Origin of the sequence: Klebsiella sp. R390 (assembly GCF_051131745.1) — a bacterium.
Taxonomy (GTDB): Bacteria; Pseudomonadota; Gammaproteobacteria; order Enterobacterales; family Enterobacteriaceae; genus Klebsiella.
Genome location: NZ_CP180445.1, coordinates 821,873 through 840,034 on the forward strand (window position 1 = coordinate 821,873; position 18,162 = coordinate 840,034).

Here is an 18,162-nt window from a genome sequence, read left to right on the forward strand (position 1 = left end):
ACCCGCTGCTATGAAGACATTCCTGCATCTGACTATCTGCCCGCATTGCGATAGCGTCTACCAGACATTGCCCTGCGTATCGGGCGAAATTGCGCTCTGCCAGCGTTGTCACGCCGTGTTATGGCGTGGTCGCCGGCGTGTGCCTGGCCATCTGCTGCCCCTGATGATAACGGCGGCCGTGGCTTTGGCGATCGCCGCCCTTTTCCCGGTGATCTCCGTCGGATTTCACGGGATGGTGAACGACGCCACGCTGTGGAATGTGGCCTGGGCGCTGACTGCCGGTGACAGCCATCTCGTGATGGCAGTCGGCACCCTTTTTCTTCTGCTGGTCGCGCCCTTCTTACAGGTAATGCTAATGGCATGGCTGCTGAGCTTTGCGCATTTCTCCCGCCCGGCACCGGCGTTTGTCGGCACCATGCGGGTGCTCAAATGGCTGCATCCCTGGAGCATGGTGGAAGTTGGCATGCTGGGATTTCTGATTGCCGGGATCAAGCTGTCAGCACTGCTGGATGTCTCAGTAGGGCCGGGCGGATGGGCGCTGGCCCTCTCCTGTGTGCTGGTGGTCTTCATCAACAGCCACGATCTGCATCCACTGTGGGATCTGCTGTCGTTCGAGGAGCAAAACCATGACCATTAAGGCCCCTTTTGCCCGCCAGATGCAACTGTGTCGCTGCACGCTCTGTGGGCTGGTGTGTGCTGACGACATGGCCTCCGACGAGGACAAAAAATGTCCTCGTTGTCAGACGACATTGCCCAACCACCGGCCAGCACGCCGACATCTTAGCTGGGCGCTGCTGTTAACCTCGGTGATCCTGTACCTGCCCGCCAATATTTTGCCGGTGATGTACACCACGCTGCTCGGCCATGGCAGCGAAAGCACCATCCTTTCCGGAATTATCGCCTTCTGGCACAGCGGTTCATGGGGCATCGCGGCCATCATCTTTGTTGCCAGCGTGATGGTGCCGTGTCTGAAATTTTTGTCATTGGGTGTCTTGCTGATCTCCGCGTCCCGCCAGAGTGGCTGGGCCAGACGCGAACGGACCTGGCTTTACCGGCTGACCGAGTGGATTGGCTGTTGGTCAATGCTGGATGTGGTTGTCGTTGCCGTGGTGTGTTGCCTGCTGCGGTTTCGCCCGCTGAGTGAAGCCGAACCTCGTGTCGGGATCCTGTTTTTCGCCCTGGTGGTCGTTCTGACCATGCTGTGTGCGCTGAGTTTTGAACCAAAAACGCTATGGGAAGACAAGCAATGAAGCGTCCTGTTTCGGGTACTCCTCTTTTTTATTACGGGCGCTGGCGCAATGCCCTGATCTGGCTGCTCCCCGTTGTCGCGTTTGTTGTCGCGATATCGATGGTTATCCAGGCGCGCTTAACCATTGGGCCTGACGTTGTCATTGCCTTTCGTAGTGCTGCCGGTCTCGAAGCCGGTAAAACCGCGGTGAAATATAAAGATGTCACCGTTGGGATAGTTAAGGAGATAACCCTCAGCCCCGATAACAGCCAGGTGCTGGTGCGGGTCACTCTCGCGCGAAACGCGCAGAATCTGGCGCGCGCCGACACCCGATTCTGGGTGGTGAGGCCACGGGTCGGAATCAGCGGCGTGAGCGGCATTGATACCCTGCTGTCCGGGGCTTATATCGGCGCGGACAGAGGGAAATCCGCGGAGAGCAGATACCGGTTCACCGGCATGGAAACGCCTCCGGCTATCGTCAACGACATGGCGGGCAGCCAGTTTATGCTGGAAGCGGACGACCTTGGCTCGCTGGATATTAACGCGCCGGTTTACTATCGCCGCATTCCGGTCGGGCGGATAACCTCCTACCAGCTGCGTAAAGACGGTAAAGGGATCGATCTCAACGTCTTTATTGATGCTCCCTATGACCGCCTGGTCACCGCGGATTCGCGCTTCTGGAATGCCAGCGGCGTGGATCTGTCGGTTGGCAGCGACGGTTTTCAGCTTAAAACCCAGACCGTTGCCGCCATCATGGCCGGGGGCATCGCCTTCTCCAGTCCGGATAACCCGACCCAGGGCGTGCTCCACAAGCAAACCCGTTACAAACTGGCTGCGGATGAGCAAACCGCAATGGCACCTGCGGACGGGCCGCCAGTGCGTTTTCAGCTGCGTTTTGAGCACACCTTACATGGCCTGAACGTGGGGGCGCCGGTGGAGTTTTCCAGCGTGCGGATCGGACGCGTTACCTCCGTTGAACTCGACTATAACCCCGAGGGATACCGTTTTCCGACCATCGTGGATATTGAGGTCTATCCCTCGCGGATGGGCCATGTGCTCGAGAAGCTCCCCGAACCAACGGGCGACACTGACCTCAACACTGTCATTTTCACCCGCGAGATGATCGCGCATGGGCTGCGGGCGCAGGCCACCTCCAGCAGTCTGCTGACGGGGCAACTTTATATCTCACTCGATTTCATACCGGATGCACCGAAAGTGAAATTTGACGCGACAAAACGCCCGGTTGAACTGCCTACCGTCAATGGCGGACTGACTATCCTGCAGGATCAGCTCACGGATATCGCCAGGAAGATCAACAAAATGCCGCTGGATCAAATCGGAAATAACATGAACAACACGCTAGTAGAACTGAATAAAACGTTGCGCATGGTGAACAGCCAGTCTCTGCCCGCCGCCAACCGCCTGATGCAACAAACACAGCAAACAACGCAAGGCGTGCAGAACCTGCTGGCGGAAGATTCACCCCTGATGATTAACCTGTTGCAGTCCTTGCAGGAAACTACCCGTACGCTACGGGCGGTGCGCAGCCTGACAAATCAGCTGGACCGCCACCCGGAATCATTATTGCAAGGCCGCGCCGCCGACGCGCCGCTGGACGATCCCCGTTCGCGTAAAGAAGGAGAGCAGCCATGAGAACGGTTTTGTATCTGGTCATCAGCATCACCTGCGCGCTGGCCGGCTGTTCATCTCCCCAGGTGCGTTACCACACCCTGGTCAGCCCTGCCCCTGTATCCCGCGTGGCCGCTCCATCAGAGTTTGCGATTGCGGTGCTGCCCGTCGGCGTTCCGGCCCAGTTGGATAGCCAACAGGTGGTGGTCCGCCAGAGCGACAGTCGCGTGGTGGTGCTGGACAACGATCGCTGGTTAAGTCCGTTGGGCGATGAGCTACAGACGGCGCTGTCCCTCGCCATGACGCAGCAGCTCAACACCGAGGATGTGGCAGGGATCGCACGCGATAACAGCAAGCCGGTGGTGCGGGTGCTGTTGCAGATTCGTCGTTTTGACAGCTGGCCCGGCAATGCTGTCAGTCTGGATGCTGACTGGAGCCTGTCGACATCGCAAGGGGGTGAAAATCGTCGGCTGGTATGCCGCAGCCATCTTTCGCAAAGCGTCTCCGGCGATCCAGCACAAATGTTTGCCGCATGGCAAGGCGTGGTTGAGCGCCTGGCAACTCAGACCGCAGAGACCGCAGTCCAATGGATGGCGACCGGCAGCGCCGCCTGTCGCCGCAGTTAGCGAGCGTCAACCGGGTTCGGGGCCGTGAACCCGGTTGACATATGCCGGTTACTCCGGCGTTTTAACGGCGCCATCAAGAAACAGCCGCACGCCATTCATGACCATATCACTGACTTTTTCCTGCGTGAAATCAGGCATCTGGCGCATGAAAAACAGGATCTCGCTTTCCGCTTTAATCAGTGAAGTAAACTGGATAGCCCGCAGCATCGGGTCCGCTGGCGCCAGTTCACCTCGTTCCATTGCCGCTTTCATTTCCTGAGCCAGCGCCTCCATGCTTTGGCGGATGCCAGATTCCAGAAACAGTTGCCCGATATCGGAATGTGCGGCTTCACCCAGCACGACGCGATAGATTTGCAGGGCCTGGTTATCACACGTCACCACCCGCAGCATATCCTCACCAAAGCGAATGAGCTTCTGTTCCAGAGATAAGTGCTGGTTTTCCGGCTGAGTCAGCCCGTTTGCCGCTTCGGTAAGAAAACGGGCGCTGCAGTTGCGCACGACCGTTTCAAACAACGCCTCTTTTGAGGAGAAGTATTTATAGAGCGTGGCCTTGGAGCCACCGGCACGTCTGGCCACTTCATCCATGGAAGCGCGTTCGTAGCCAATCTCCGTAAACACCTCCGCGGCGGCGGCCACGATCCCCTGGCGGCGCGCTTGCGTCAGTACCTTCATGTTGAACCCTTAGCTGGTTTTAAAGCGATGCGTAAACATAACTACACCGTACAGTATGGGTTTATTATGCCATGCCGGGACGTAAAATGCCCCGCAGAGGAGCCCGTAGTGTGACCTGTGGACAGGCAATGATGTATCAGGATATGAATCGGGCCTACGCCAGGCGGACAATCTGCTGGCAACCCATTGCCAACAATGAAAGCACGGGGTTGCGGTTTTAGTGCCTAGTTCTCGCTTACCGAACGGATCTTTAAAAGGTCTTCAATCAACCCGGGGCCTACAGGCTGCCATCCCAGGCGTTCTCTGGTCAGGGTGCTGGAGGCAGACATATCATGTTCAATCAGCATGCTCATCCAGCCAAAATGCGCACTGGCGTCCTGAGCGGCAATACGCTTAACGGGTACATTCAGAATATAACCAATCACTTCCGCAATGGTGCGCATCGGGATCCCTTCTTCTGCCACCGCGTGATAACGCGCGTCAGGAATATTGTTCTCCAGCGCACGTACATAGACCTGCGCCACATCGCTGACGGATACCGCCGACCAGCGGTTTTGCCCGTCTTCGACATACCCGGAAACCCCTTTCTGGCGGGCCAGTTCGATCAGTGGCGTGATTAAGCCTTGTTTCTTTGTGTCATGAACCTGCGGCAGACGCACCACCGAGACGCTGACACCACGTTGTGCAACGGCAATCCCGGCTAACTCTGACGCCCGGCGCGGGTTAGGATTTTCTGGATTAAAGCACGCTTCTGTCGCCACGGCATGGTGGCCGGTCGACCCCATCGCCACGCCGGAGGTAATAACCAACGGTTTCTGCGTGCCTGCCAGCGCTGCGCCCATGGCTTCGATCGCCCGCTGGTCATTTTCGCAGTTAGCGACAAAGGTAGAAAAATCATGATTAAAGGCAGTATGAATCACGCCATCTGCCAGACTGGCTCCACGCTGCAGGCTAGCCAGATCGTCTATGTTGCCAAAATGCGCCTCGGCGCCGCTGGCCGTCAGCTGTCTAGCCCCTTCAGCGCTTCGTGTTAAACCGAGCACCTGATGCCCTGCCGCCATAAGCGCGCGGGCAACGTTTGCGCCAATAAATCCGGTCGCGCCGGTAAGAAAAATACGCATAGGTAAACACCTCAGGTCAGAGAAGGCTTCGCGCCCATTGACAACGACTATAGGGGCCGGCGTTAATACGATCTATGCTTGAAAGTCGCTATTAATCGTCCGATCGTCCCGAGGTTGTATGGACCCGCTCTCAGAACTCTTATCGTTGCTCAAGCCGCAGAGCTACGCTTCAGGCGGGCTAGCGCTGACCCAAAACATGGCCATTGCCTGGCCTTACCATGAGGGCATCAAGTGTTATACCGTGGTGTCCGGTCAGTGCTGGTTGTCCGTCGAGGGCGTCGCTGACAACGTGCTGCTCACCGCCGGTGATTGCTACCTTTTGCCTCCCGGTCCTTCGTTTACCCTTGCCACCAGCCTGTCGGTTGCGCCTGTAGACTTTGCCACTATTCTTGCTGAAAAGCGGCTGGGCAACCCGGCCGATGGCGGTGGGCAGGACGGCTGCTTTGTCGTTGGCGGCCATTTTGTTCTCTGCGGCCATCATGCCAGTATGCTGTTAGGGGCGCTGCCGCCGATTGTGCATATTCAGAAAGAGGCCGATAAGGCAGCGATGCGCTGGTCGCTTGAGCAGATGGCGAAAGAGGTGCTTAACCCGCAGCCCGGTAGCGCGCTGATCGTCCAGCAGATGGCTTACACCATGTTGATACAGGCGCTGCGTTTGCATCTGTACGCTGAAAACAGTCGCAAAGTGGGCTGGCTTTTTGTGCTGGCTGACAAGCCATTGAGCACCGCCATCAGCTGCATGCACAACGACCCGAGCCATCCCTGGACGCTGCAAATGCTTGCCGAAAAAGTCGGTATGTCGCGCTCAACCTTTGCCAGGCACTTCAAAGACAAAGTCGGCAGCGCACCGATGGAATACCTTACCCACTGGCGAATGTTGCTGGCCTGCGATCGCCTGAAAAATACCAAAGATTCGGTCACGCAGATTGCCAACGCGCTGGGCTACGAGTCTGAAAGCGCTTTCGGTAAAGCCTTTAAACGCGTGATGGGCTGCTCTCCCAGGCAGCATCGTTAAAAAAAATTATTTTCCCGACAATATTTCCGCGCCTCATTCGTCTACCTCAGCAGAAGCTATTTTTAGTGATTCACTGAGGAGTGAAAGCCATGAGAGATTTTGATATGCGTAGACAGGGTTGGGGACACGGTCGCGGGTTTGGCGGTCGCCATATTGCGAAGCCGATAGTGATTGGCGTGGTGCTGGTGGTGGCTCTGGGGCTACTGGTGATGTCGCTGTGGAACGCGGTGCTTCCCGCGCTGATTGGCGTCAAAAGTATTGGTTTCTGGCAGGCGCTGGGTCTGCTGGTGCTGTGCCGGATCTTATTTGGCGGGCTGGGCATGCGCCCGGGAATGTTTGGCGCCCGTCGGCGGATGCATGAACGCTGGATGCAGATGACCCCGGAACAGCGCGAGCAGTTTATGCAGCATCGTCGCGCCGCTGGTTGTCATCATGAGCACCGCTGGCACGGCTTCGCGCGTCATCGCGACGGACAGTGCGCACCGGACGGCCAGCCTGAGTCTCAGGACGCTAAACCCACCGCCCAGCCGCAGCCGGAAGAGACAAACGCGCAGAAACCCGCAGGAACCGAGTAAGCGGTATGCGCGCTGAAAAAGCGAAAGACACTCCGCTGCTCTCGGCCCTTGCCGCCTGCAGAGCTAAGCTATCGGCGTTTATACGCGGCCGGACGGCGGTACGCGATGATGCGGACGATATTCTGCAGGAAGTCACGTATCAGTTGATGAAAGTGGAACAACCGGTGGAGAACGTCGCCGCCTGGCTATTCCGCGCCGCACGCAATGAGATGACCGACCGCTCGCGGAAAAAGCGTGAACTCCCGCTGTCGGCCTGGTTTGCCGATGGCGAAGACGAGGCGTCGTTTCCCGAAGACGAACTGGCGGAGACCCTGTTTGGGGTCCCGCAGTCGCCGGAAGAGGCCTGGCTGAGCGAGATGATTTGGGCAGAACTGAATAAGGCGCTGTCGGAACTGCCTGCAGCCCAACGCGAGGTATTCGAGAAAACCGAACTGGAGGGCTACAGCTTTAAAGCGCTGGCGGAGGAAACCGGCGTTAGCGTTCAGGCGCTGCTATCGCGTAAACACAAAGCCGTGCTCTATCTGCGCACGCGCCTGCGTACGCTTTATGATGAGCTTATCGGGGAGTAACCCCCGATCCACGCCGGCACGCGCTCTCAAGGAATAACCCGTGCGGCCCTCAGCTGCGCAAACAGCGCAAAGAACATCTCATCGGTGGCCTGCATCCGGGTGAAGCCCGCCCGGCGCAGTTTGCTGCCGTCGCCAAACATGTCGTAATGCCAGCCAAAGACAAAATCAGCAAACGTCCCGTCGCTCAGCCGCAGGATCTCCGCTTCCACCAGCCCCCTTTCCCCGGCAAGATCGCGCCATTCTGCCCGGTAGTCGTGAAACAACTGCTGAAAGGACAGCCTGACCGGCGGCGCACTCTCCAGCTCAAACCAACGGGCAATGCGCGGCCATAGCTCGCTCCAGCGCCACAGATCGCCGTTATTGACGTTGAAGGCCTGATTCTCCGCGCGCTGCGCGGTAGCCGCCCACAGCGTCGCCTCGGCCAGCAACCCGCCCTCCGTATAATCAACAATACTGTGCCAGCTGTCTTCCGGGCCGGGAAAACGCAGCGGTAGCCCCTGCGCTTTACACAGCGAGGCGTACAGGGCGATGCTCAGCGCGAGATTCATGGTATTACCCGGCACCGCGCTCCCCACAACACCCGGCCTGATGGCATTCCAGTGCCACGGTTTTCCCCGCTGAAACTCGCTGAGCCAGTTGAGTTGAGCGGCGTTAAATTCCGCGCCGGGGACGCCGGGATCGCTTTCACGCGCCGGCGTTTTGAACGGCCCAAGATGGGCGCCATAGACTTTGTAGCCCTGCATTAAGCTTACCGTCTGCAGCGGCGAGGTTTGTTCTATATTACTGACCAGATTGCGCAGCATGGTGACGTTCGGTTCAACCATCTCGGTCCAGTTGGCGGCGTTCACCCAGGCGCTGTAAAAAATATGGCTGACATTATTCAGCGGTTGCAGCATCTGCGCGCTGTGCTGTGCATCCAGCAAATCGACGTTAACCAACGGAATATTATCGGGATGGGAGGTCCCCTGGCGGCTCAGGCCGATAACCTGCCACTGATGGCGTAGCAGCGTGTTGACTAACTGTCGTCCGACAATACCGCTGGCACCGGCAACCAACGCAACGTTTTGTGGCAGCATCTTATTCATGGTGACTCTCCAGAAAGGGTGACAGACACAGTGTGATCTATTATTTTTTCTACAGATATCCCGTAAAACTGATGGCACTTATAAGCAGAATCATTAAATGAATAATAAGCTCAACGCCATTGCCACCTTCTTACGCGTTGCCGAAGCGGGCTCGTTTTCTGCCGCTGCCCGCCAGAGCGGTATCAAGCAGTCTGCCGTCAGTCAGCAAATCGCCGCGCTTGAGGAGGAGCTGGGCGTAGTCCTGCTGCACCGGACCACGCGGGCGATGGCGCTGACGGCGCAAGGGGAAAGCTATCGCCGTGATATGACCCTGCTGCTGGACGCCATGCGGGAAGCAGAAAGACGCCTGAACCCTGCCGACCCGCAATGGCAAGGCACGGTTCACCTGCAGCTCCCCAGCGGCCTGGGCCAGATCTGGTTGCCGCACCTGCTGACGTTGCAGCAGATGCACCCGGATTTACACCTGACGCTTTCGCTGGACGACCGCATTGCCGATCTGGTCACGGAAGGCGTCGATGTTGCGCTACGGCTCAGCCATGAACCTCCGCAAACGCATGCGGCACGGGCACTGGCGCGCATTGAAACCCCGCTTTATGCCGCCCCTGGTGGTAAACCGGTACATTCGGTCAGCGAACTGGCGGCGCATCCACACGTGCGCTTCAGCGGCATCGCGCAGGAAGCGCCGCTGCGGTTAGTGTCGGGCGATGAAACCCTCGAGGTGAGCGTGAATACCGTGTTTCGGGCCAACACCAGCGACGCGTTGTTACAGGCGATTGAGTCAGGCATCGGCATCGGCGGCATGCAGCGGCCCCTCGCCGCCAGAGCGTTGCAGGCCGGCAGGCTGGTTCCGGTTCTCCCCGCCTACCGGCTACCCGATCGCTTCCTCTACGCAGTCTATCCCGACGCCCGTTTCATCCCCCAGAGGGTCAGGAGCATTATCAGCGTGATTGAAGGTGTGCTGGCGGGCATAATCAGCATGTCAGAAGAACGCTAAACTTTAGTGATCCACTCAGGTGGGGGAGTCACAAAATACGCCTTTAAATCGACAAAATTTAATACCACTCCCGAGTGTATTTTCAATAGTTAATGCTACCAGCTGTAAATATAAGTTTTGCAATTGGGCTTTGTTTTTGAAATGTATATTTTGATTAGGAACTGCTTTTAAAATAAAAAAATTGCGGATAGATTATTAACCTCTGGCGCATCGCAATTAAAGCCAAAAATAAACATAAAACGCAGGCGGAAATTATTTTCAATATATTCATTGGGGTAAAATTCTAAGAAACACCCACATGATAACCATTTAATTAATTTAATATCAATTATGAATAATAAAATCATAGTTCCTGTTTTCCTGGTAGCGATGTTTACATTTACAAAGCCGCTCCATTGCGAACCTAGGGTTATTGTGGCTGATGCCTTTATGGTCGACAAATACTCTATTCTGTCGAACCTGTCTGTGACCTGGGCCACAATAGAATCTGGTGCCGCTTACCCAACGAGTTTACACCCCTACGACGACGGGTATAGATATTATGGGCCTGCGATACAGGGCCGCGAATACGCTGATGCTGAAGAAACCTCTTATCGGGACTACTGGGATACACTGTATGGCGGTGGTCGAACCATGATCCGGATAAAACCAGAGGATACGTGGGTTACGCTGGCACAAGAATATGGCAAAACTGCGGGTGTAAACGGCACAGGAATATGGGCGCATTATACACCAGCCTCTTATTATGCATTGATAAAATCGTGCACCGTGGTATCCCGGGTAGCAACACAGACTACGTATACCGAAACCGATGTTATGCCAGACCCGTTATCTTGCAGTAATATTCCACAAATTCCTGACCCGGCAAAATGCGACCTCGATATAATAGGCTCAAGCACCATAGACCACGGAACGTTAGTCGATGTGGAAGTCAACGGGAACATTAAAACGACGACCGTTGCCCTCAAATGCACAAAGCCAGCGGCAGTGGAATTCAGACTTCTGAATCAGCCGGTAGAACTAGGGAATGGTATAATCTCGACAATCACCATTGATGGTAGTTTGTCTCCGGTTATTCATGTTAATGACTTCAAGAATGTCACTATTGCGTCGACATTGTCAGCCTCAAATCCGACAGCTGGGCCTTTTTCTGGAAATATTATTGTTATTGCTAATGTCAAATAGATATTTAGTCGAGGGTGAAACGATAAACCAAAGAAGGGCAATGAGAGCATAACATCACCTTCTGCCATCTGAAGCGGCCTTTGTTCCAGGCGCCGGATTCATCCGCAACTCGCCCCCAGCCGGATGGTGGTAAACACCAGACCCACCTCAGGAATGTCCAGTGCGACATGTCGGCCGCACCGGACAATCCCTGCATCAAAACGCTCAGGCGTTTCCGTCCCCTCTACACGCTGACGAATGCTGGCGGGTCGAAGGCGGTCACCGGCGGCAGCGCCTCGCGCCACGGTTCAATCTCCACCCAGCAGCTTTGCGCACTACAGCCCTGACCCAGCCGTGAACTACCGCGATCTTCGGTTAACACGTTAGGATTGCCATGCTTGTCCAGCGACCCCTTTTCATTCGGGTCCAGAGGGTCGTACCAGGCACCGGTCGACATCTGCACCACGCCCGGCAAAATCTGTTCGCTCAGGTGTACACCAGCCAGAATCGCGCCGCGCGCGTTATACACTTTCACCACGCTGCCTTCGCCGATCTCCCTCGCCTGCGCGTCCTGTGGATGCATCCACAGCGGCTCGCGGCCCTGAATTTTGGTGGCCCGGCTGACGCTGCCGTGATCGTACTGGCTATGCAGTCGGGTGCGCGGCTGGCTGGAGAGCAGATGCAGCGGCCAGCGCGCCGCTTCCTGCCGTTGCCAGGCCGCCTCCTGTTCATCCCACCATGGGTGGCCGGGGCATTCACGATAGCCAAATCCGGCAATCGTTTCGGAGAAGAGCTCAATCTTGCCGGACGGCGTGGAGAGTGGGTAGCGCTGCGGATCGGCACGGAAATCCGCCAGAAATACCTGGGGTTGCTCCGGCGCGCTGTACTCCAGTACCCCTTGCTGCCAGAACGCCTCAAACGATGGCAGCTCAATCCCCTCTTCCCGCGCCCGCGGTCGCGACTCTTCGTAGATCTGCCGCAGCCACTGCCCGGCATCACGACCTTCGCTAAAGCACTCGCCGCAGCCCAGCCGTTCGGCCAGGTCGCAAAAAATCGCATAATCATCGCGCGCTTCGCCCACCGGCGGGATTTGCGCGCTCATGGCAATCATAAACCCGTCGTGGCCGCCGCTACCGATATCTTCCCGCTCAAGCGAGGTGGTAACCGGCAGAACGATATCGGAAAATTTGGCCTGCGCGGTCCAGTACTGTTCGTGCACCACCACCGTTTCCGGTCGCCGCCAGGCTTCACACAGGCGGTTGATATCCTGATGGTGATGAAACGCGTTACCGCCCGCCCAGTAGACCAGGCGAATATCGGGATAGCGCAGATGCTGGCCGTCAAACTGATAAGCTTCGCCCGGATGCAGCAGCATATCGGAAAGCCTCGCCACCGGGATCACACTGTTCACCGCGTTTTTGCCGGCCGGCAGTCGCGGCCCGGAAAAGGCCTTACGCGCTGCTCCCGCCAGATTGGTACAGGCGTAGCCAAAGCCCAGGCCGCCGCCCGGCGTACCGATTTGCCCCAGCAACGCGGTGAGCGCCACCGTCGCCCAGTAAGCCTGCTCGCCCTGCCGCGCGCGCTGTATCGACCACGAAATATTCACCATGGTGTGCTGGCTGGCCATTTCACGCGCCAGCGCGGTAATCTGCTGCGCGTCAATCCCGGTAATGGCCGCCGCCCACGCCGGCGTTTTTGCCACACCATCGCTGTCTCCCATCAGGTAGGCACGATACGGTGCAAAACCCACCGTGTGGCTGGCGACAAAGTCGCTGTCGTACAGGGATTCGTTAATCAGAACGTAGCAGAGCGCCAGCAACAGAGCGGTGTCCGTCCCCGGACGCACGGCAAGCCACTCGGCGCTCTCGACGGCGCTCAAATCGTTACGCACCGGACTGATATTCACAAAGCGCGTTCCCCGCTTCTGCATCTTCTCCAGCCAGTACTTCAGCATATGGTCGTTGGCACCGCCGCCGTTAACCTGCGAATTACGCAGCGGCAGTCCGCCAATCGCCACAAACAGCTGGCACTCCCGCGCCAGTTCGGAGAAATGGGTGTGCTGACGATGCAGCGGGCTCAGCGGCCCAAGGACATGCGGAAGAATGCGCTCACCCGCGGCGCTGCTGTACGTATTGGTGCTGGCGGTGTAGCCGCCGAAGGACTTGAGAAAACGGTGCAGCTGGCTTTGGGCATGGTGAAAACGCCCGGCGCTGGCCCAACCGTAGGAGCCGCCGAAAATCGCCTCATTGCCGCAGCGCGTTTTGACCGAGTTCAGCTCGCGGGCCAGCAGGTCGAGCGCCACCTCCCAGCTCACTTCAACAAACGGCTCTTTGCCGCGCCCCTCGCGCGAAGCCGGGCCATGTTGCAAATAGCCGGCACGCACCGCCGGACGGCGAATTCGCGTCTTGCTGGTGACCGCGTCGGGGAGCGACTGCCCGATACGTGAGGGGTTTTTATCCCACGGCACCGGCGTCACTGAGTCAATGTTGCCGTCACGGGTCTGGACCAGCCAGGTTCCCCAATGCATCACGGTCAGGTTGTGTTGTTTTCTCATAGTGCCTGTGTGCTTTCCGCCCGATAACGGCCGCCATAATAAAGGGTGATAATCATGGGAATAACCCACGCATCACCCTATAATCTGCTACACAGGAAGGATTATTCACGCAGAACAACTCTGTATTATTCCTGAGTGCGATATATTACAGCGACAGAATAATTATAATTAAAGCGTAATTTTTATTTGAATTAATAAGGCATGCAAGCAATTTAAATCCACAAAATAAAAATGGATTAACCCACATCATGAAATATTTTCAGGTTACAGGTGACAAATTTAAGTTTTCCTCAGACAATTCTTCGATATACCATTGTTGATATAGCTTATATATTTTTTGTATTTGAGGTTGAGTGGCGATTATTGTCATGCTACTGCTCCGCTGCCTCCTCCATCACAGGACCATAATAAGAATGTCGCAGAAAATGAAATTATTGCCCATCGCGCTGGGTCTGCTCTCGCTCGCCTCCGTAAACGCCCTGGCGGCAGAAGCCTTATCACTTCAGGGAAAAACCATCGGCGTCGCCGTTGTCGGCACCCAGCACTTCTGGGATCGTGAAGCCTATAAAGGCGCTACCGAAGAAGTCGAGAAACTGGGTGGCAAAGTGATCGGCGTCGACGGCGGCCGTGATAACCAGGTTCATGCTAACAACCATGATATTTTACTGTCGCGTAAAGTCGATGCGGTAATTAGCATCCTGGGCGATAGCGCCGTTGAACCTAAATTCAAAGCGCTGCGCGATGCGGGCATTCCGGTATTTACCGTTGACCATGTATCAAAATACTCCGTCAATAACACCACTTCCGATAACTACACTCTGGGGTCGACCATTGGTCGTTATATGGCCGATGAGTTAGGTGGCAAAGGTAACGTTGCCGTATTTAACGCGTTCTCCAGTTCCCTGCGTATTTGCGGCATTCGTTACGATCAGTGGAAATATGTCCTTAAGGATTACCCGGATATTCATATTATTCAACCGGAGCTGGCGGAACAATTTGCCAACTCGCCGGAAGATGCGCGTAAGAAAACCCTCGAGCTGCTGAGCCAGTACCCGAAAGGTAAACTCGACGCCATTCACGTTGCCTGCTGGGATCAGCCAGCTATCGGTATCGTCCAGGCACTGGAAGAAACCGGACGTGATAAAGACGTCAAGGTCACCGCCATTGATGCCGGTCCTGAAACGCTGGAAATCATGGCCGAGCCGGACAGCCCGTTCGTCGCCAACGTCGCCCAGCAGCCGCACCTGATTGGCCAGACCTCGGCTGATAACGTCGCCCGCTACTTCGACAAACAGAAGCTGCCGGTGCAGACCTTTATTCCGGTTGTTCCGGTGAAAGGTCCGCAGGAGGCGAAAGCGGTCTACAAACAGCTGGGATATGGCGAACTGCAGTGATAACTCAATCCTCCGGCGGGACCCATCCCGCCGCTGGTCTGGCGATGAACCAGATCAGCAAAACCTTCGCCAACGTGACTGCATTAAATGCGGTCACGCTGCTTCTGAACCCCGGTGAAATTCACGGTCTGATCGGCGAGAACGGCGCGGGAAAATCCACCCTCATAAAGATTCTCGCCGGTGTGTACCAGGCCGATAGCGGCAACGCCACCCTCGACGGCGTGCCTCTGCCGCTCGGCAATCCTGCGGCGATTGAAGCGCTGGGCATCCGCGTCATTCACCAGGAACTTAACCTGATCCCGCACTTTACCGTCGCGGAATCGGTGTTTCTGGGTCAGGAGTACCGCACCCGCTGGGGCGCGCTGGACCGGCGGCGAATGAATGCCGCTACCGAGACGTTTTTCCGCGACAGCTGGCAGCTGGACATCAACCCGCATCGCCTGATCCGCGACCTCAGCCTCGCCGAACGCAAACTGGTGCAGATAGCCAGGGCGTTGATCGATGGCGCCGCAAAGCTGGTGGTGTTCGACGAACCCACCGCGCCGCTGGAAGCCCAGGAAGCCAGCCTGGTCTCCTCGGCGATCCTGCGCCTGCGGGAACAGGGGATCGCGATCCTCTATATTTCTCACTATCTCAACGAAATCGCAGCCCTGTGCGATCGCGGCACGGTGCTGCGTAACGGCGAGGTCGTCGGCTATCCTGACCAGCAGCTCCTGCAAAATACCGATGCGCTGATAAAAATGATGGTCGGTCGCGATATTGAACAGCTGTATACCCCGCGCCAAAGCAGCGCTCAGGAAGTCGATGCCGCCGCACCGGTGCTTTCCGTGCGCCACCTTAGCGACGGCCAGCAATTAAACGATATTACCTTTGATATTCAGCCCGGTGAGATTGTCGGCGTGGCCGGGCTGCTGGGTGCAGGGCGCGACGTGCTGGTCGATCTCCTTTACGGGCTACGCCGCCCTCGCAGCGGCACGATCGGCATCGACGGCCAGCTGAAACGGCTGCGAACGCCGTATCAGGCCACCCGCGCCGGGCTGGCGCTGGTACCCCGCGACCGCCGCCATCAGGGGCTGATCCTCCCCTTTTCCACCGCCGATAATATTAATCTGGCCTCGCTGCCGGACACCGCCACCTTCGGCTGGGAACGTCGAGGGCGGGCGCTGGAAAAAGCGCGCAGCTGGATCGAGCAACTTTCCATCCGCCCCGGCCGCCCGGAACTGCCGGTGCGCTTGATGAGCGGCGGCAACCAGCAAAAGGCGATTCTCGCCCGCTGGCTGGGTACCGACGCACGGCTGTTCATTCTCGATGAACCGACCCTCGGGGTGGATATCGGGGCACGCAGCGATATTTATCAGCGCACCCGTGAACTGGCGGATCGCGGTCGCGGCGTGCTGGTCTCTTCCAGCGACGCGCCGGAACTGCTGGGCCTTTGCGACCGCATCCTAGTGATGTGGCGCGGCGAGCTGGTCGCCAATCTCCCGACCCAGGGGCTGACGCTGGACGCCCTACTGGTGACGATTAACGGTGGACAGGAACAACAGGTATGAGTGCTGGTATCCAGCGTCGCCCCCTTCCGGGGCTCACGACGCTTATCGAAAAATTCCCTCTGATTCTCTTTTTTGCGCTGCTGGTCTGGCTCAGCCTCCAGTCGCCGTTCTTTTTAAGCTGGCAAAATATCAGCATGATGCTGGTGCAGAGCGTGCCGCTGGCGATCCTCTGCTTCGGCCTGGTGTGCGTGATAGCCGTCGGCGGCGATGATGTGGTCTCCGGCGGAATTGACCTGTCGCTGCCCGCCATTGCGGTGCTCGGCGTGGCGCTGCTCAGCCTCGGTATGGCGGAGTGGAACACCCCTTACCTGCTGCTGCTATTACTGCTGATTGCCGTCAGTCTGGCCTGCGGGGCGGTCAACGCCACGCTGGTGCTGGCGGCGGGCCTGCCGCCGCTGCTGGCGACGTTGTCGACCTCGGTCGCCTTCACCGGGCTGACCGACCTGCTGACCGGCCAGCGGCGTATCGCGGTCAATGACCCGCTGATGGTGGCCTTTCGCGATAACGATCTGTTCGGTATTCCGTGGCCGCTGATCTACCTGCTGGCGGTCTTCGCGCTGTTTCAGTTTCTGCTGCATCACTCTCGCTTCGGCCAGCATTTACAGGCGGTTGGCGGCAACCGCGATATGGCGCAGATGAGCGGACTCAACGTGCGCCGTTTGACCATTATTGTCTGGCTGCTGGCGGGGGTCGCCGCCGGACTGGCGATTATGCCGCTGCTCAGCCAGGGCTCCGGCAGCTCCAGCGGCACGGCAACGCCATTGCTGCTGGAAACCGTTCTCGCCACCTTTATCGGCGCGGCGTTCTCGCGGCGTCGCGTGGTCACCATCTGGGGCGCGCTGCTCGGTGCCGTACTGGTCAACGCACTCTCTAACGGGCTGGGCCTGCTGGGGGTGAATATTTTCTGGATGGGGGCGATCAAAGGCGGCCTGATCCTCGTGGTGCTGGCGGCGTCGGCGGTCAGACATAAAGGAGGCAACTGATGAGCCAGTTGACGCTCAAAACCCCATCAACGGGGCAAACCGGCAGCAGCCCGCTGGCATGGCTATCGCGGGCAGGATTCGGCGTCATTACCCTGCTGGCGATTGCCCTGTTCGGCTGGGCCAACCCGGTATTTTTGACCTTCGATAACTGGGCCAACCTGCTACAAGGCAGCGCCATTTTGCTGATCGTAGCGATGGCGATGACCCTTATCGTCAGCGCCGGAGCGATTGACCTCTCCGTCGGCGTGGCGCTGGATTTCGGCGCGGCCTTTGCGCTGGTGGCGCTGAAAACCTGGCACCTGCCGTGGCAAGCGGCTGTCGGCTGCGCGCTGCTCGGCGGAGTGATTATCGGCCTGCTGAACGCCTTTCTGATCCTTATCTGCCAGATTCGCCCGTTCCTTGCCACCCTTGGCACCTGGTTTATCGCCAGCAGCGCCGAGCGCATCTACACCGACGGCGGCGGCTCTATCTCTTTCCGTCGGATGGCGCCGGAGTATCACGATCTGGCCGTCGGCAATATCGCCGGTATTCCTACGCCGGTGGTGATTGTTCTGGTGCTGTGGCTGGCGGCCTGGCTGATAACCGAACGAACGTTGTTTGGCAAATACGTTCGCGCGATCGGCCAGAATGGCGAAGCGGCGCGAATCGCCGGGATCCGCGACCGCCGGACCATGCTGTGGGTGCTGGTGGCGGCCTCCGCCCTGTGCGCCGTCGGCGGCGTGATCCTCTCCGCCAACCTGCGGCAGTTTACGCCGCTGGCCGGCCAGGCCTATCTGATGGACGCTATCGCCGCGGTATTTATCGGCACCGCCTTCAACCGGCTGGGCCGGGTCAGCATTGCCGGCACCCTCGGCGGCGTGCTGTTCCTCGCGATTATTGATAACGGCCTGAATCTGATGGGGCTGAACTACCTCGTGAAAGATGCCCTGGTGGGCGTGATTCTGGTGGTGGCGCTGGCCCTCTCCTTCTGGCAGGCGCGCCTGCGTCAAACGCATCGTTAAGT

General features: G+C 57.7%; 17 protein-coding genes. 13 read left to right on the forward strand and 4 right to left on the reverse strand.

The annotated features are described in order from the left end of the window. Window positions 1-10 precede the first annotated feature (10 nt). Genes ACMYSP_RS03830 through ACMYSP_RS03845 form a run of 4 tightly spaced genes read left to right on the forward strand, consistent with a single transcriptional unit; the run spans window position 11 to window position 3,483 of the window. Window positions 11-637 (forward strand): paraquat-inducible protein A, encoded by a 627-nt coding sequence (locus tag ACMYSP_RS03830; RefSeq protein ID WP_434585656.1) that lies wholly within the window; start codon window positions 11-13, stop codon window positions 635-637. Then, window positions 627-1,250 carry a paraquat-inducible protein A gene (locus ACMYSP_RS03835; RefSeq protein WP_434585657.1) on the forward strand — a complete coding sequence of 208 codons (624 nt, stop codon included), beginning with the start codon at window positions 627-629 and terminating at the stop codon, window positions 1,248-1,250. The genes ACMYSP_RS03830 and ACMYSP_RS03835 overlap by 11 nt, the downstream gene beginning before the upstream one ends. Next, window positions 1,247-2,881: an intermembrane transport protein PqiB gene (locus tag ACMYSP_RS03840; RefSeq protein WP_434585658.1), complete on the forward strand. Its 1,635-nt coding sequence runs from the start codon at window positions 1,247-1,249 to the stop codon at window positions 2,879-2,881. The genes ACMYSP_RS03835 and ACMYSP_RS03840 overlap by 4 nt, the downstream gene beginning before the upstream one ends. Beyond that, a complete protein-coding gene (locus ACMYSP_RS03845) occupies window positions 2,878-3,483 on the forward strand; it encodes a PqiC family protein (protein WP_434585659.1) in 606 nt (201 codons plus the stop codon). Before ACMYSP_RS03840 ends, ACMYSP_RS03845 begins: the two co-directional genes overlap by 4 nt. Before the next feature lie 48 nt (window positions 3,484-3,531). Here the strand turns inward: ACMYSP_RS03845 and ACMYSP_RS03850 are convergent, their stop codons facing one another. Both ACMYSP_RS03850 and ACMYSP_RS03855 read right to left on the reverse strand, forming a co-directional pair. Further along, a complete protein-coding gene (locus ACMYSP_RS03850; protein ID WP_434585660.1) occupies window positions 3,532-4,155 on the reverse strand; it encodes a TetR/AcrR family transcriptional regulator in 624 nt (207 codons plus the stop codon). 224 nt (window positions 4,156-4,379) lie between these two features. Then, the gene (locus ACMYSP_RS03855; RefSeq protein WP_434585661.1) at window positions 4,380-5,276 is read right to left on the reverse strand and encodes an SDR family oxidoreductase; all 897 of its coding nucleotides are present in this window, start codon (window positions 5,274-5,276) and stop codon (window positions 4,380-4,382) included. 118 nt (window positions 5,277-5,394) lie between these two features. Here ACMYSP_RS03855 and ACMYSP_RS03860 point away from each other — a divergent pair, with 118 nt between their 5' ends. The 3 genes from ACMYSP_RS03860 (at window position 5,395) to ACMYSP_RS03870 (ending at window position 7,435) form a co-directional block, all read left to right on the forward strand. Beyond that, window positions 5,395-6,291 (forward strand): AraC family transcriptional regulator, encoded by an 897-nt coding sequence (locus ACMYSP_RS03860; RefSeq protein WP_434585662.1) that lies wholly within the window; start codon window positions 5,395-5,397, stop codon window positions 6,289-6,291. Window positions 6,292-6,380: 89 nt separating this feature from the next. Continuing rightward, on the forward strand, window positions 6,381-6,866 hold the full coding sequence (locus tag ACMYSP_RS03865; protein ID WP_434585663.1) for a hypothetical protein: 486 nt from the start codon (window positions 6,381-6,383) through the stop codon (window positions 6,864-6,866). A 5-nt stretch (window positions 6,867-6,871) separates the two neighbouring features. Next, window positions 6,872-7,435: an RNA polymerase sigma factor gene (locus tag ACMYSP_RS03870; RefSeq protein WP_434585664.1), complete on the forward strand. Its 564-nt coding sequence runs from the start codon at window positions 6,872-6,874 to the stop codon at window positions 7,433-7,435. A 26-nt stretch (window positions 7,436-7,461) separates the two neighbouring features. Here ACMYSP_RS03870 and ACMYSP_RS03875 read toward each other — a convergent pair whose 3' ends face one another. Continuing rightward, complete coding sequence (locus ACMYSP_RS03875; protein WP_434585665.1) at window positions 7,462-8,520, reverse strand: SDR family oxidoreductase; 1,059 nt, start codon at window positions 8,518-8,520, stop codon at window positions 7,462-7,464. 97 nt (window positions 8,521-8,617) lie between these two features. Between ACMYSP_RS03875 and ACMYSP_RS03880 the strand changes: the two genes are divergently transcribed. Both ACMYSP_RS03880 and ACMYSP_RS03885 read left to right on the forward strand, forming a co-directional pair. Beyond that, a complete protein-coding gene (locus tag ACMYSP_RS03880) occupies window positions 8,618-9,514 on the forward strand; it encodes a LysR family transcriptional regulator (protein ID WP_434585666.1) in 897 nt (298 codons plus the stop codon). A 330-nt stretch (window positions 9,515-9,844) separates the two neighbouring features. Then, window positions 9,845-10,699, forward strand: coding sequence for a hypothetical protein (locus tag ACMYSP_RS03885; RefSeq protein WP_434585667.1), 855 nt, complete (start codon window positions 9,845-9,847; stop codon window positions 10,697-10,699). A 223-nt stretch (window positions 10,700-10,922) separates the two neighbouring features. Here ACMYSP_RS03885 and ACMYSP_RS03890 read toward each other — a convergent pair whose 3' ends face one another. Further along, a complete protein-coding gene (locus tag ACMYSP_RS03890; protein WP_434585668.1) occupies window positions 10,923-13,232 on the reverse strand; it encodes a molybdopterin-dependent oxidoreductase in 2,310 nt (769 codons plus the stop codon). 413 nt (window positions 13,233-13,645) lie between these two features. Here ACMYSP_RS03890 and ACMYSP_RS03895 point away from each other — a divergent pair, with 413 nt between their 5' ends. From ACMYSP_RS03895 to ACMYSP_RS03910, 4 genes are read left to right on the forward strand one after another with little or no spacing between them, the layout of a single operon-like run. Next, a complete protein-coding gene (locus ACMYSP_RS03895; protein ID WP_174508535.1) occupies window positions 13,646-14,626 on the forward strand; it encodes a sugar ABC transporter substrate-binding protein in 981 nt (326 codons plus the stop codon). Window positions 14,627-14,670: 44 nt separating this feature from the next. Continuing rightward, window positions 14,671-16,176 (forward strand): sugar ABC transporter ATP-binding protein, encoded by a 1,506-nt coding sequence (locus tag ACMYSP_RS03900; RefSeq protein WP_434587008.1) that lies wholly within the window; start codon window positions 14,671-14,673, stop codon window positions 16,174-16,176. Further along, window positions 16,173-17,159 (forward strand): ABC transporter permease, encoded by a 987-nt coding sequence (locus tag ACMYSP_RS03905; protein WP_434585669.1) that lies wholly within the window; start codon window positions 16,173-16,175, stop codon window positions 17,157-17,159. Before ACMYSP_RS03900 ends, ACMYSP_RS03905 begins: the two co-directional genes overlap by 4 nt. Continuing rightward, on the forward strand, window positions 17,159-18,160 hold the full coding sequence (locus ACMYSP_RS03910; RefSeq protein WP_434585670.1) for an ABC transporter permease: 1,002 nt from the start codon (window positions 17,159-17,161) through the stop codon (window positions 18,158-18,160). The genes ACMYSP_RS03905 and ACMYSP_RS03910 overlap by 1 nt, the downstream gene beginning before the upstream one ends. Window positions 18,161-18,162: the final 2 nt, after the last annotated feature.

Bases quoted from the DNA above. Each gene is read 5' to 3' on its own strand.
- ACMYSP_RS03830 (WP_434585656.1), top strand. From the start codon at position 11: ATGAAGACATTCCTGCATCTGACTATCTGCCCGCATTGCGATAGCGTC.
- ACMYSP_RS03835 (WP_434585657.1), top strand. From the start codon at position 627: ATGACCATTAAGGCCCCTTTTGCCCGCCAGATGCAACTGTGTCGCTGC.
- ACMYSP_RS03840 (WP_434585658.1), top strand. From the start codon at position 1,247: ATGAAGCGTCCTGTTTCGGGTACTCCTCTTTTTTATTACGGGCGCTGG.
- ACMYSP_RS03845 (WP_434585659.1), top strand. From the start codon at position 2,878: ATGAGAACGGTTTTGTATCTGGTCATCAGCATCACCTGCGCGCTGGCC.
- ACMYSP_RS03850 (WP_434585660.1), bottom strand. From the start codon at position 4,155: ATGAAGGTACTGACGCAAGCGCGCCGCCAGGGGATCGTGGCCGCCGCC.
- ACMYSP_RS03855 (WP_434585661.1), bottom strand. From the start codon at position 5,276: ATGCGTATTTTTCTTACCGGCGCGACCGGATTTATTGGCGCAAACGTT.
- ACMYSP_RS03860 (WP_434585662.1), top strand. From the start codon at position 5,395: ATGGACCCGCTCTCAGAACTCTTATCGTTGCTCAAGCCGCAGAGCTAC.
- ACMYSP_RS03865 (WP_434585663.1), top strand. From the start codon at position 6,381: ATGAGAGATTTTGATATGCGTAGACAGGGTTGGGGACACGGTCGCGGG.
- ACMYSP_RS03870 (WP_434585664.1), top strand. From the start codon at position 6,872: ATGCGCGCTGAAAAAGCGAAAGACACTCCGCTGCTCTCGGCCCTTGCC.
- ACMYSP_RS03875 (WP_434585665.1), bottom strand. From the start codon at position 8,520: ATGAATAAGATGCTGCCACAAAACGTTGCGTTGGTTGCCGGTGCCAGC.
- ACMYSP_RS03880 (WP_434585666.1), top strand. From the start codon at position 8,618: ATGAATAATAAGCTCAACGCCATTGCCACCTTCTTACGCGTTGCCGAA.
- ACMYSP_RS03885 (WP_434585667.1), top strand. From the start codon at position 9,845: ATGAATAATAAAATCATAGTTCCTGTTTTCCTGGTAGCGATGTTTACA.
- ACMYSP_RS03890 (WP_434585668.1), bottom strand. From the start codon at position 13,232: ATGAGAAAACAACACAACCTGACCGTGATGCATTGGGGAACCTGGCTG.
- ACMYSP_RS03895 (WP_174508535.1), top strand. From the start codon at position 13,646: ATGTCGCAGAAAATGAAATTATTGCCCATCGCGCTGGGTCTGCTCTCG.
- ACMYSP_RS03900 (WP_434587008.1), top strand. From the start codon at position 14,671: ATGAACCAGATCAGCAAAACCTTCGCCAACGTGACTGCATTAAATGCG.
- ACMYSP_RS03905 (WP_434585669.1), top strand. From the start codon at position 16,173: ATGAGTGCTGGTATCCAGCGTCGCCCCCTTCCGGGGCTCACGACGCTT.
- ACMYSP_RS03910 (WP_434585670.1), top strand. From the start codon at position 17,159: ATGAGCCAGTTGACGCTCAAAACCCCATCAACGGGGCAAACCGGCAGC.